Annotated in this window: 9 protein-coding genes; 1 reads left to right on the forward strand and 8 read right to left on the reverse strand. The window is 61.5% G+C overall.

The window, feature by feature from the left end; genetic code table 11:
- Positions 1-167: 167 nt before the first annotated feature.
- Positions 168-2,186 (forward strand): acetate--CoA ligase, encoded by a 2,019-nt coding sequence (gene acs / locus IY73_RS04635; protein ID WP_053978964.1) that lies wholly within the window; start codon positions 168-170, stop codon positions 2,184-2,186.
- A 218-nt stretch (positions 2,187-2,404) separates the two neighbouring features.
- On the opposite strand, the gene IY73_RS04640 is transcribed toward acs, so the two are convergent.
- The 8 genes from IY73_RS04640 to IY73_RS04675 form a co-directional block, all read right to left on the reverse strand.
- Positions 2,405-2,863 carry a hypothetical protein gene (locus IY73_RS04640; RefSeq protein WP_053978965.1) on the reverse strand — a complete coding sequence of 153 codons (459 nt, stop codon included), beginning with the start codon at positions 2,861-2,863 and terminating at the stop codon, positions 2,405-2,407.
- 92 nt (positions 2,864-2,955) lie between these two features.
- A complete protein-coding gene (locus IY73_RS04645) occupies positions 2,956-4,587 on the reverse strand; it encodes a dipeptide ABC transporter ATP-binding protein (RefSeq protein WP_053962068.1) in 1,632 nt (543 codons plus the stop codon).
- Positions 4,588-4,591: 4 nt separating this feature from the next.
- Positions 4,592-5,653 carry an ABC transporter permease gene (locus IY73_RS04650; protein ID WP_082346571.1) on the reverse strand — a complete coding sequence of 354 codons (1,062 nt, stop codon included), beginning with the start codon at positions 5,651-5,653 and terminating at the stop codon, positions 4,592-4,594.
- Complete coding sequence (locus IY73_RS04655) at positions 5,646-6,572, reverse strand: ABC transporter permease (RefSeq protein WP_053978966.1); 927 nt, start codon at positions 6,570-6,572, stop codon at positions 5,646-5,648. Before IY73_RS04655 ends, IY73_RS04650 begins: the two co-directional genes overlap by 8 nt.
- Before the next feature lie 3 nt (positions 6,573-6,575).
- A complete protein-coding gene (locus IY73_RS04660) occupies positions 6,576-8,282 on the reverse strand; it encodes a peptide ABC transporter substrate-binding protein (RefSeq protein WP_082346572.1) in 1,707 nt (568 codons plus the stop codon).
- A gap of 180 nt (positions 8,283-8,462) precedes the next feature.
- Positions 8,463-9,428 (reverse strand): GDSL-type esterase/lipase family protein, encoded by a 966-nt coding sequence (locus tag IY73_RS04665; RefSeq protein ID WP_053978967.1) that lies wholly within the window; start codon positions 9,426-9,428, stop codon positions 8,463-8,465.
- A gap of 207 nt (positions 9,429-9,635) precedes the next feature.
- Positions 9,636-10,871 carry a GDSL-type esterase/lipase family protein gene (locus IY73_RS04670; protein ID WP_053978968.1) on the reverse strand — a complete coding sequence of 412 codons (1,236 nt, stop codon included), beginning with the start codon at positions 10,869-10,871 and terminating at the stop codon, positions 9,636-9,638.
- A gap of 133 nt (positions 10,872-11,004) precedes the next feature.
- Entirely contained in the window at positions 11,005-12,291 is a 1,287-nt protein-coding gene (locus IY73_RS04675) for a lipase family protein (RefSeq protein WP_053978969.1), read from the reverse strand.
- Positions 12,292-12,978 lie beyond the last annotated feature (687 nt).

Genomic DNA, 12,978 nt, shown 5'->3' on the forward strand with positions numbered 1-12,978 from the left:
ACACCACGCTAGTGGCAAGTACCGGCAGGGCTCCACCTCAGCAGACGGCGAGCGACCCGTCACCACCTCCACCGAAACTCCACAGAAAACCGGAAATACGGAATAACCCGGTGCGGCCCGCTGTTCCACCCCATATACAGAGCCACACACACAGGAGGTGACAGAGAATGTCCACCACAGAACAGGCAGCTACTCCCCACAACCCCGGTGAACAGCTCCTAGACCCTGCCGCCCCCGTCACCCGCCTCGACCAAGGCGCCATCACCATTGATGACGACATCGTCGAATACTGGGAAACTGCCGCCCGAGACCTTGACTGGGACACCCCCTGGACCACCGTCCTCGACTGGAGCGACACCCCTCGCGCCCGCTGGTTCGACGGCGGCACTCTCAACGCCGCAGCCAACTGCCTCGACCGCCACGTCGACGCGGGCCGCGGAGAGGTCATCGCCTACCACTGGATCGGCGAAGACCCCAACGACACCCGCGACATCACCTACCGCGAACTCCTCGATGAGGTGTGCAAAGCCGCCAACTATCTGACCACCCTCGGCCTCCGCACTGGCGACCGCGCCGCCATCTACCTCCCCGGCATCCCCGAAGCCGTCATCACCATGTTGGCCTGCGCCCGCCTCGGCATCATCCACACCGTCGTCTTCGGCGGCTTCAGCGCACCAGCACTGCGTCAACGCCTCATCGACTCCGGCGCCCGCATCGTCATCACCTCCGACGGCCAATTCCGTAGCGGCAAAGCCCTCGCCCTCAAAACCATCGTCGACGACGCGCTCAGCACCCCCGCCGAGGATGAAGACGGTGAGCTACACGTGGAATCCGTGCTGGTGGTAAAACGCACCGGCCAAGACACCCCCATGAAGGAGGGCCGCGACTTCTGGTGGCACGACGTCGTCGACCCTCAGTCCACCACCCACCGCTACCGGCCCATGCCCGCCGAAAACCCGCTGTTCCTGCTCTACACCAGCGGCACCACCGGCAAACCCAAGGGCGTCATCCACTCCACCGGCGGCTACCTGGTGGGAGCACTATCCACCATGCTCTCCAGCTTCGACTTCGTCACCGCTGACCGACGCGTCAACCTTACTAAAGACATCTACTGGTGCACCGCCGACATCGGCTGGATTACCGGCCACACCTACGCTGTCTACGGACCCCTGCTGACCGGTACCACCTCCGTCATGTACGAGGGCGTCTACAACTATCCCACCTTCCACCGGCACTTCGAGATCATCGAAAAATATGGGGTGACGGTGTACTACACCTCACCTACTCTGGTCCGATCCCTCGCCGGCCAAGGCCACCAGATCCCCGAATCGCACGACCTGTCCAACCTCCGCCTGCTGGGCACCGTCGGTGAACCCATCGGCGAAAAAGCCTGGCACTGGTTCCGTGACCACATTGGTGACGGCACTACTCCCGTCGTGGACACCTGGTGGCAAACCGAAACCGGCTCCCACGCCATCCGCCCCCGCTGGCGCTATAAGCCGCTGAAAGCCGGCTCTGCCCAGCAACCCGTCAGCGGCATCGCCGTCGCCATTGTCGACGAGCAGGGCGAAGAAGTACCCAACGGGGAAGAAGGATTCCTCGTCATCACCCACCCGTGGCCCAGTATGCTGCGCGGCGTGTGGGGAGACGAAGGCCGCTTCTACCGTGCCTACTTCAAGCAGTTCGCCCACAAGGGCTACTACGTTACCGGTGACCGCGCGAAGCGAGACGAGGACGGGGACATTTGGATTCTGGGCCGCGCCGACGACGTCATTAACGTAGCCGGGCACCGGCTGTCCACCGCCGAGATCGAGTCTGTGATCGGTAGCGCCTACGATGTGGCGGAAACCGCCGTCATTGGGGTGCCCGACGAGAGCAAGGGCGAGATTGTGGTGGCCTACGTGGTGGTGCGTGGCCGTTCCCACCATCTGTTGGAGGACCAGGAGGCTGCCGAGAAACTGGCCGCCGACCTGCGGGAGAGTGTCTCCCAGCAGATTTCTCCCATTGCTAAGCCGGCCCGCGTCTACTTTGTAGGCGACCTGCCGCGCACCCGTTCTGGCAAGATTATGCGCCGAGTGGTGCGGGCGTTGGATACGGACAAGCCACTGGGTGACCTGTCCACCTTGGTGGATCCGGGCATTGTGGACCACATCCGCGACGAGCGCACCAACCGTGGCGCGTTCTAGCTGAATTCGACTTGTCGGCTGCCGGTCCGCGCCAGCTGACCCGGCCGTCTGGCCCTAACGTCATAAGCCAACAGAGGCGCTCCCTGGGTAGAGGGGCGCCTCTGTTCTTATAGTTGTGCGTATAGCCCTGGGATCAGTGAGGCGAGCCAGTGCGTCACCACAGCTACGCTGCTGCTTCTGTGCCACTACGCTGCGGTTGCTGCACAGCGACGCTGCGGCTACTGCGCGGGGGCCTCGATGGGCTTCTCGGGGATGACGATGATCTCTGGGTCGGCTTCCCGCCTGCAGGAGAGCGCGTAGCCGTTAGTGGCGGCAATGGCGGCGGTGCTGGTGGAACACGTCCAGTCGCCCAGTTTGGCGACACTGGCGTTACCCTCGTGCTGCACGCTGGGGTCGTTCAAGTAGATGTTGATAATGCCCTTGGCCTCCATGCAGGGAATGGTGCTTTCCTTGATGAACAGCGTGCCGTGCCCCTCGACGGCACCACAGTTGTGGGTGACGCCGTTCTCCATGGCGGAGGCAGGTAGCGGAATGTGCGTGGTGGTTGTGGTGGTGGTAGAGGTGGCGCTGGAGCTGGTGCTGGAGGCGTTGGTTGAGGTGGAGGATTGGCAAGCGGTAAGAATGGCAGCGGCGGCCACGGCAACGAGGCCGGCAGCTGCAAAGCGACGATTCTTCATACTTGTGACGTTACCCCGCACGTCTCGCCGCAGCCAGCCGGACTACCAGCGGAGACAAGTGAAATCTCCGCCAGCAGAACGGCAATCGCCGCCTAGCCGAGGATCTTTGCGCCGGGGATAGCGTCCAACAGCCGTTGCGTGTATTCCTGCTGCGGGTGGGCGAACAGTTCGTCCGTCTCCCCGCGCTCCACAATGGCGCCATCGCGCATCACGACCACGTCGTCGGCGATCTGCTTCACCACCGCCAAATCGTGGGTGATGAACACGTAGGTGAGACCGAGGTCCCGCTGGAGCTCGTTGAGCAGCTCCAGGATCTGCGCCTGCACCAGTACATCCAGGGCGGAGACAGCCTCGTCACAGATGATGAGTTCCGGCTCCAACACGAGGGCGCGGGCGATGGCGACGCGCTGCTGTTGGCCACCGGAGAGTTCCATGGGGTAGCGGCGCAGCATGGACTGGGGGAGGGCTACCCGGTCGAGGATTTCGCTGACGCGCCGGGTGCGGGTTTTCTTGTCGCCCAGGTGGTGTACTTTGAGGGGCTCTTCGATGATGTTGAAGACCGACCACATGGGGTCGAGGGTGCCGTAGGGGTTTTGGAAGACGGGCTGGACACGTTTGCGGAAGCTCAGCTCGTCGTCACGGTGCATCTTGCGGATGGATTTGCCCTCGTAAGTTACCTCACCTTCGGTGGGTTCCAGCAGACCCAGCATCATTTTGGCGAGGGTGGATTTGCCGGAGCCGGATTCGCCGACAATGGCGGTGGTGTGCATTTGGCGGATGGCTAGATCTACCTTGTCGACGGCGGTGAAGTAGTTCTTTTTCCAGGGGCGGGAGTCGGGCAGCAGGAAGCGCTTGGTGGCGCCTTTCACCTCAAGGAGGGTGAGGCCGCCGTCGATGGCTCGCTGGTGGCGGGTTTCGGAGCGGCGGGCGGCCAGGCTGGGGGCGGCGGCGATGAGCTGCTTGGTGTAGGGGTGCTGCGGGTTAGTGAGGATCTCCCGGGAGGGGCCTTGTTCGACGATACGGCCGTGCTGCATGACGATGACGCGGCTGGCGCGTTCGGCGGCGAGGCCGAGGTCGTGGGTGATGAGGAGGACGGCGGTGCCGAGGGTCTCGATGAGGCCCTGCAGGTGGTCAAGGATCTGTTTCTGGACGGTGACGTCGAGGGCGGAGGTGGGCTCGTCGGCGATGAGGAGGGCGGGGCGGGCATGCAGGCCGATGGCGATGAGGGCGCGCTGGCACATGCCGCCGGAGAACTCATGCGGGTACTGCTTGAGGTGGGTTTCCGGGTTGGGCATACCGGCTTCGGCCAGGAGTTCGCAGGCGCGTTTTTTGGCGGCGGCGCCTTTGGCGACGTTGTTGGCGGCGAGCGCTTCGGTGATCTGCCGGCCGATGGTCCACACTGGGTTGAGGTTGGTCATGGGGTCTTGGGGGACCAAGCCGATTTGGCTGCCGCGTAGGGACGTCATCTTGGTACTGCTGGCGCCGACCAGTTCGTCACCTGTGAAGGTGATGGAGCCGCTGGTGACGTGGCCGCTGCCGGGGAGGAGGTCGATGATGGCGTGGGCAGTGGTGGACTTGCCAGAGCCGGATTCGCCGACAATGGCGACGGTTTCGCCGGGGTAGATCTGGAAGTTGACGTCGTGGACAGTGGGTTTGGGGTCCTTGACGGAACCGAAGGCAATGTTGAGGTTTTTCACCTCAAGGAGGGGGGTGCGGTCTGTCATGTCGTTATCCCTTCCGTCCGCGGCGTTGTTCCTTCGGGTCCAGGGCGTCCTTCAGTGCGTCACCGAGCAGGATGAAGCCGAGCACGGTGAGGGCGAGGGCGAGGGAGGGCCAGAAGAGGGTGAGGGGGGCTTGGCGGAGTGTCTGCTGGGCGACGGAGATGTCGTTGCCCCAGCTGATGGTAGTGGAGGGCAGGCCGATACCGAGGAAGGACAGAGTAGCTTCCGCGACGATGAAGACGCCCAGGGAGGTGGTGGCCATGACGATGATGGGGGCCAGGCAGTTGGGGAGGACGTGGGTGAAAAGGATAGAGAGGCGAGACTTGCCGACTGCCCGGGCGGCCAGCACGTAGTCGTTATTCTTTGCGGTGATGACGGCGCCGCGCACCACGCGGGCCATCTGTGCCCAGCCAAAGACGGAGAGGACGAGGATGACGGTGCCGATGGTGCGTTGCGGGAAGAGCTGCATGAGGACGATGCCGGCCAGCAGCAGGGGGATAGCGAAGAAGATGTCGGTGATGCGGCTGAGCAGCGAGTCGAGGAAGCCGCCGTAGTAGCCGGCGAGGGCTCCCATGAGGACGCCGATAAGGGTGACGAAGAGGGTGACGGAGATGCCGACGACGACGGAGGCGCGGGCACCGTAGATGACGCGGGCGTACACGTCGTAGCCCTGTTGGGTGAAGCCAAAGGGGTGGCCGGGCTTGGCGTTTTCTAGGGAGTTGAGGAGGTTGCCTTCGGTGGGGTCGATGTGGGTAAAGAGGCCGGGGAAGGCGGCGATGAGGAGGACCAGAACGATGATGGTGACGGAGATCCAGAAGAGGGGGCGGACGCGCAGGCGACGCCAGGCTTCCATCCACATGCCGGCGGGTGGAGTATCGGGTTCCAGCTGGTCGACTTCTGCCACGAACGTATCCGCAGAGATTTCCTGCGGGTTGTTGGCGCTGAGCTCAATGGGGTTACCGGCTGGCTGGCTGGCAGTGGTGGCAGGCTGTGTAGCCGGGTGGGCACCGGTGTGGTGTTTGGCGGTGTCTGTGGGCTGGGCGGTGGGGTTTTCAGGGTGTTTAGGCATAGCGGATCCTCGGGTCGAGGGCAGCGTAGAGGAGGTCAATCAGCAGGTTAGCCAGCATGTAGATTATGACGAGTAGGGTGACGATAGATACCACGGTGGGGGCCTCGCCGAGCATGACGGCCCGGTAGACCAGGCCACCGATACCGGGCACGTTAAAGATGCCTTCGGTGACGATGGCGCCTCCCATCAGGCCGGCCAGGTCGGTGCCAATGAAGGTGACGACGGGGATCAGTGAGTTGCGCAGGATGTGGCGGACCACCACGACGGGCCGGCTGAGGCCTTTAGCGGTGGCGGTGCGCACATAGTCGGCTTCCATTACTTCAGAAATGCTGGAGCGGGTAAGGCGGAGGACGTAGGCGAAGGACACCAACCCCAGTACGAAGGCGGGTAGCAGGAGGTTGACGAAGCTGGGGTCGCCGCCGACGGTGGGCGGGACGATGCCCCACTTGATGCCGAAGAGGAAGCGGGCGACGAAGCCGAGGACGAAGGTGGGGACGGCAATGATGACCAGCGAGACTACCAGCAGGGTGGAGTCGAACCAGCCGCCCTTCTTCAGGCCGGCAACGACGCCGAAGCCAATGCCGAAGACGGTTTCGATGACGAGTGCCATGATGGCGAGTTTCACCGTGATGGGGAAGGCGCGGGAAATTTCGTCGATGACGGGGCGGCCACTGAAGGTGGTGCCGAAGTCTCCGGTGAAGATACCTTTGAGGTAGAGCCCGTATTGGACGATAAAGGGGTCATTGAGGTGGTATTGGTCGCGGAGGGCGGTGACGAGTTCGGGGGTGAGGGGTTTGTCACCTGCGAGGGCTGCCACCGGGTCGCCGGGGGTGAGGAACACCATGGCGTAGATGAGGAAGGTGGCGCCGAAGAAGACAGGGACCATTTGCCCTATCCGTTTAATGATGTACCAGCCCATGTGTTACTTCTCCTTGGCAGGTGTGGGCTTCTGGATGAGCGTGTAGTTGGGGTAGCCGTTCCACATGATGTGGACGTTCCGCAACTCCGGGTTCCAGGAGGTGGAGGCGTTGGGGTACCACAGGGGGATGGCGGGGAGATCCCGCATGAGGATGGCTTGAGCTTTGCGGTAGTACTTCTTCGATTCGGCGATGGAGGAGGAGGCGGCGGCCTGGGAGATGAGCCGGTCGAATTCGGGGGAGGAGTAATTGCCATCGTTGGCGGAGGCGCCTGTTACGTAGAGGGGTTCAAGGAAGTTATAGACGGAGGGATAGTCGCCCATCCAGCCGGAGCGGAAGGCTACTGTGATGGTACGTTGGGTGATTTCGTCGCGTAATTGTTTGAAGGTGGGGTAGGCCTTGCCGTGGGCGGTGATGCCGAGGGTTTGGTGGAGGTTATTGCAGACGGCGTCGACCCACTGCTGGTGGCCGCCGTCAGCGTTGTAACCAATCTGGAAGGTGCCGCTCCAGTGGCTGATTGTGTTGGCCTGTTTCCACAATTGGCGGGCTTTTGTGGGGTTGTAGGTGAGGACGCTGGCGCCGGGGACATTGAGGTCCACGTCGCCCAGAGTGGGGGAGGTAAATTCTTTGGCAGGGGTGCGGGTGCCGAAGAAGATTTTCTCCGTGATGAGCGGCCGGTTGATGGACATGGAGAGGGCGGCGCGGCGGAGGCGTCCTTCTTCGCCTTTGAAGTGGGGGAGCCACTCTGGGACGACGAAGGCGGTGGAGCTGGCGGTGGGTTTGTTGCTGTTGCTGTGGGGGAAATCGGTTTGGAAGTTGGGGAGGGCGGTGGGGCCGACGGTGCTGCCGACGGTGTCGAGCATGCCTCCGAGGAGGTCTGCGTAGGCGGTGTCGGGATTGGTGTAGAAGATCCACCAGATGCCTTCATTGCGGGCTTTGGGGTCGCCTTTGAAGGTGGGATTGACTTCCGTCATGACCCGGTCGTTGTGCAGCCATGCTTGGCCATCGATGAGTTTGTAGGGGCCATTGCCGATGGGGTGTTCGCCGAAGGCTTTCATGTCCTGGTAGGCGACGCGGGGAAGCGGCATATAGGGGGTGTGGCCCAGGCGGAGGGGGAAGCCAGCTTCGGGCTGGTTGAGGGTGACGGTGAAGCTGAGTGGGCTGGTGACGGTGAGGCCCCGCATGTGGCAGTTGGTGTTGTCGGCGGGGATGACGTCTTTGTAGCCCTCGATAGTGCTAAAGAAGCTTTGGTTGAGTTGGAGGTTTTTGCCGCAGGCCCCATAGTTCCAGGCGTCGACGTAGCTTTGCGCGGTGACGGGTTCGCCGTTGCTGAAGATCCAGCCGGGTTTGAGGGTGATGGTGAATTGGGTGGAGTTGCTGTTGGCAGTGATGGATTTGGCGTGGGCCATTTCCATCGTGCCGTCGTTGTCGTACTGGGTAAGGCCGGTGAAGAGGTAGCGGAGGATGTCGCCGCCGCCGGTCTCGTTGGTGTTGGTGGGGATGAGGGGGTGTTGGGGTTCGGACCCGTAGACGCGAATGACGCCGGGCGGGGTGGTGTCGTCTCCACCACCGCAAGCGGTGAGGGTGGCTAGGCTGCCCGCCAGAAGGAGTGCGCTGGCGCCGGCGATAAGGGTGCGGGGGAGCCGTCGGGGACGGGTGGCCGAGGAAGCGGTGGAGCCGGTGGAGCCGGTGGAGGGGGTGGAGGGGTCCATGGTGGCCAGGGTCCTTAGGTGGGTGATGGTGGTGGGCGGATATGGCGGTGGGCGGATATGGCGGTGGCGGTGTTGTGGCGCTGGTGCTGGTGCTGGTGGCGGTTGTGTTGTTAGTGCTGGTGGGGGAGGGTGACGGTGCTGCACGCTGGTGAGCACTCCGCCGTCACCCCTCCCTTACCGCTACTTAAGCGACGAGTGGGTGCTCTTCCAGCCCTTCCACATCTGCTCAAGGGTGAGAGCGATGTGTGCCTGGCCAGCAACAGTGGGGCCCATCGGATATGAGGCCTCCGGCAAGCCGGTGAGGCTGGTGAAGCGCAAACCGGGAACGCCGCAGCTAGAGCGGATACCCAAGTCCTTAGAGGGGACAAAGGACGGAACTCCAGCTTGGCGGGCTGCCTGGCGGATAGTGTGGTTGAGCTTACGGTAAATGTCGTTATAGAACTGGCGGTCGCGAGCCGGAATCAGCTGCCCCTCCCAACAATTCTTGGCGCCATTAAACAGTGGGGCGTAGCCGACCGCGACCACCAGGGTGTCGCTGGTAGTGCGGGTCTTGGCGTTGGCATAGATGGCAGCCAGGCGGGCTTGCAGGCCATCAAACTTTTTCAGGGTGGCCTTGCCGTAGGTGTCGCGGCAGGGGCTGCCGGTGAGTTCAGTAGGTTGGCCGCTGAGCATGCTGGTGTACTCTTTGCCCCACGCACTGACGCATTTGGTGAGCAGCGAGTTCGTACCGTCTCCCACAATGTCACGCAAGCCCAGCTGGATGGTGACCATACGGGTGTTCTTGTCGATGGCCTTAACTTGCGGCGGGTTGGGGGAGTTGAGGATGCCGGCGGGGCGCGTCCACTGGTAGTTGCTGGTGGTGGCGCCGTAGCAGGCAGTTTCATTAAGCTGCAGTCCGGTGTTGTTGGCGAGGACGTTGGGGTAGTCCACACGGTTACGGCCGCATAGATCCCCCAAGGGGGCGAACCAGGATCCGCCGACGGTGGCGGAGTCTCCGATGGCTGCGTAGCTGTAAGGGCTGGCGGGAACCTGGGTGGGTTCGGGGGTGGGAGTGGTGGGTTCGGCGAGAGCGTGCGGTGCGAGAGTGAGGCTACCGACGAGGATGGTACTAGTGGTCAGGCCGGCGATAAGTCGCGAAGGCTTCATCTGAGGCATCCTTTCTAGGTGGCTTAATGCGCTGGCAGCAGGGTTCACAAGGAACCGCAGAGAGCGGCATTACAGAGTGTTATCTACCAATTCTACGTGGTGGGAGGGGCTGACATAGATGAAGGAGTCTGCGGCTTGCACCGCAGACTACTTTCTCTGCAATTTTTGGGGCCGGTAGCTGTACTGGGTGCTGCCGGCTGACGCACATTAGGCGGCTGGTTCCGCAGCTGGGGTAGAAGGTGTGTCGGTGGTCTTCGGTGCGGTAGTGGACTTCGGTGAGGACGTCACCTTGGCCGATGGTTCAGTCTTGGTTGATGGTGCAGCCTTAGGTGTCGCCTGGGTGGTCGGTGCGACGGACTCGTCACCCTCCTCGGAAGCAGGCTCAACTGTGGTGGGACGAACGTTGTATGGATGCTTCGCCAAATACATGGAGCTCAGCGCACGGGATGTCATGACGGCGCCCGCAAAAGTCGGATGCATGGGGTACGCCAACTCTGGCAAACCGGTAAAGCTGGACCAACGCAGGAAAGGTACACCGCACGTCGACGTCACCGCCGTCTGATGGTCGCCCGGAATGTACTGGTCCACACGGGCTTTACGGGCAGCAATACGCACCGCCCGGTTTACCCGCTTAAACACCGAGTTGATGTAGGCGCGGTCAGCCGGGCCAATAAAACCGTTATCCCAGCACGTCTTGTCGCCGTCAAACATCTCCACATAGCCGACGGCCACCACCATGCCGTCCTTCGCAATGCGCTTCTTGGCGTCCTTGTAAATGCCCTCCAGCACCTTCGGCAAAATCTTAATGAGAGGACGGAACTGTTTCTCCACCTTCGCCGCGCACGCACTATGGTCTGGGTCTTTGTTGTCGTAGGCCGCATCCATGCACTCGCGCACCAACTTCTTGTTGTACGCCAGCATGATGTCATTCAAGCCTAGGTTGATGGTCACCAGCTTGGTCTGCTTATTCAGCAGCTCCCGATACGGCACCTTCACCGCCATATCGGTACCCTTCATCTTCGACGAATACCAGTAGCCGGTACCACTACCGCCAATACAGGCCGGCTCCACCAGCGGTAACCCCGTCTGAGCGGAAGTGAGATGCGGGTAATCCAGCCAGTTACGGAAACACGGCTCCCAAATGGTGGTGGGGGCAAAGGATGCGATGGAGTACGAATCCCCAATAGCCACATAGTTCGGCTCATCAAGCGGCTTCGTCAAAGCATCGAAGTCAATATCCAACGCATGACGATCCGGAGCCTGCGCATCATCAGCAGCAGGACGCTGGTGTGCAGCAGTAAGCAGGGCAGTAGGCACTGCCGGTTGTGAAACTGAGGGGGCGGCAGCGGGAGCAGAGTCGGCAAAACCTGCTGGCGAAACAGCCACTGTGAGGCCCACCGCCAGCAGAGAACCGAGGGCGAGACTAGAAGCCTTGCGAAGCATACTGATCGTCCTTTCTTCCCAAATGGATATCCTAAAGGAAAGCGGCCAAACCCTGCTTAGCGTACCTCGGTAAGCAGCCCACCCACGAACCACGTCAACTATAGTCACCTACGGTACAGATACCGTCACCCTGTTAGAAGGCGATGGCCGTGTTGGGGGCGGGTTTCCCAGCGAAACGATCGGCCATCCACTGCCGGACCAACGGCTGAGCTTGGCGGAAAGCGTCCATATGATTGGGGCCAATCTGGGGCGCGAACACGATGGGAAGCTGGGGGCGTTCCTTCTTGTAGCGGATGACGACCCGCTGCATCAGGCTGAGGGGCACACCAATGTCGGTGTAGGCTCCGTAAATGAACAGCGGCATCGTGGGGATCGGCTTGTAATAGGTGAGGGAATTCTCCCGGCCAACTGCCACCATATCCTTCATCGAGAGTAGGTCCGTCATACCGAACATGGTTTTGGGGGTTTGATTTTCGGACAGTTTCAGCATCTGGTCATGGCAGAGGGAACGGGACTTGCGAACAATGTTCTTCCCGAGGGGTGTCATGCGCCCGTAGACGTTCATACGGTGGGAACCGTATTCGCGCTCCATGCCGATAAGCACGCCGGTGGCATATCCGAAGGCCGGGTTGGGGATGTTGCCAAGCTTCTGGAAGAGTCCAACCATCCAGGGCAGGTCGACGGGGGCACCGCCGGCTGCCGCCGCAATGATGTGGCTGCGGGGGGAGTAGAAGGGCTGCTGGGCGGCCGCGTACATGGTTGCCATGCCGCCGCCGGAGTAGCCTGTGAGGACAGCCTTGGAGGTGTGGAGGCCGAAGATGGTGGAGTTGGTGGCTGCTTCAACAGCATCCAGGATGACGCGCCCGCTCATAATGTTTGCGCCGTATTCGCTGTTCATGCCGAGAAAGTCGGGGAGGATGACGGCCCAACCGCGCTTCAGGTAGCCGAGGGCTTCCTTGTAGGCGCGCTTGTTTTGCTGAATGTAGACGCTGCCACGTTTTGCGTCAAGGGCGAAGCTGGGTTGGCAGGAGCGGCCGAGAGAGTTAATCATGTCGTTGATGACGACGATGGGGGTGCCGGCCTTCACTTGCTGGGGGAGGACGACGGCGGCAGAGCCAGTGATGGGACTGTTGAAGGTGTTACGGGAGGCGAACACGGTGCGGTAGGCGCGGTGGCTGCCCAGTACGGGGTTGCCGTAGACACGCTGGGAGCGGATGAGGGTGCCGTGCTTCATGCCCTGTTGGGCTTGGGTGGTGTGGTAGAAGGCGGGGGTAGGGGTAGTGTCCCAGATGGGGAGGGGAGTCGCTGAAGCGGAGGGTGCGTAGGAACCGGCAGTGCCGAGGAGGAGTGCGGTGGCGGACGCTAGTAGAATAGTGCGGCGGAGCAGAGAAGTACTCGGAAAGCTGTTCATGGTGTCCATACTGCCATTTTTTCGGTAGGTGATGGGTATTTCAGTTGGAGCACTTAACTGTGAAAGGAGAGGGTGGGGGCCTTTGAAGAAGACGAGATCATTGCCGTGGGTGTTGTTGTTGGCTGGGGGAGTGTTAGTGGGGTGCTGAGCGGCTCCTGGGATGTAGGTGGCACGTCTGGCTTTGGTGACACAGTCGGCGATGATGGCGGGGTGTCGTCATCGTGTCGTAGGCCTACTGCGATGCCGGTCTCTTTAGGGTGGTTTCTTATCCAGTCTTCTTGCCACAGGCGATTGTAGGCTTCCGTCTCCCGCTTACAGCGTTCTTCCGGGGTTTCACCCCAGGATACGGGGGTGCTGATGGTTGCGCCTAGCACTAGTACTATTCCTATGATGCTGGCGCGGCGAGCCGCAGAAGGGGAAGGTGTGGGAGAGAGCACGCAGTTAACCCGTAAGGAGGTGATGGGTAAGCGATTGCTGCGAGTGTACTAGTACGGCATTCGTCTAGATGAGAGTCTTCGTAAATGTTCTTAGAAGATAGTACGTGAATACGCTGGGCTGACCACTGAACGGCTACGAGTGGAGCTTGGGCGGCAGGATTCAGTGATGCGAGATCGACAGTTTCCTTATCGAAGAAGAGGCACGAAATGGTCATACGACACGCCCACAAGAAAAATGAGATTGTGATTTATCTCACCA

The organism is Lawsonella clevelandensis, assembly GCF_001293125.1.
Classification (GTDB): Bacteria; Actinomycetota; Actinomycetes; order Mycobacteriales; family Mycobacteriaceae; genus Lawsonella; species Lawsonella clevelandensis.

Excerpts from the sequence above, each read along its gene's own strand:
- acs (WP_053978964.1), top strand. The coding sequence starts at position 168 with ATGTCCACCACAGAACAGGCAGCTACTCCCCACAACCCCGGTGAACAG.
- IY73_RS04640 (WP_053978965.1), bottom strand. The coding sequence starts at position 2,863 with ATGAAGAATCGTCGCTTTGCAGCTGCCGGCCTCGTTGCCGTGGCCGCC.
- IY73_RS04645 (WP_053962068.1), bottom strand. The coding sequence starts at position 4,587 with ATGACAGACCGCACCCCCCTCCTTGAGGTGAAAAACCTCAACATTGCC.
- IY73_RS04650 (WP_082346571.1), bottom strand. The coding sequence starts at position 5,653 with ATGCCTAAACACCCTGAAAACCCCACCGCCCAGCCCACAGACACCGCC.
- IY73_RS04655 (WP_053978966.1), bottom strand. The coding sequence starts at position 6,572 with ATGGGCTGGTACATCATTAAACGGATAGGGCAAATGGTCCCTGTCTTC.
- IY73_RS04660 (WP_082346572.1), bottom strand. The coding sequence starts at position 8,282 with ATGGACCCCTCCACCCCCTCCACCGGCTCCACCGGCTCCACCGCTTCC.
- IY73_RS04665 (WP_053978967.1), bottom strand. The coding sequence starts at position 9,428 with ATGAAGCCTTCGCGACTTATCGCCGGCCTGACCACTAGTACCATCCTC.
- IY73_RS04670 (WP_053978968.1), bottom strand. The coding sequence starts at position 10,871 with ATGCTTCGCAAGGCTTCTAGTCTCGCCCTCGGTTCTCTGCTGGCGGTG.
- IY73_RS04675 (WP_053978969.1), bottom strand. The coding sequence starts at position 12,291 with ATGGACACCATGAACAGCTTTCCGAGTACTTCTCTGCTCCGCCGCACT.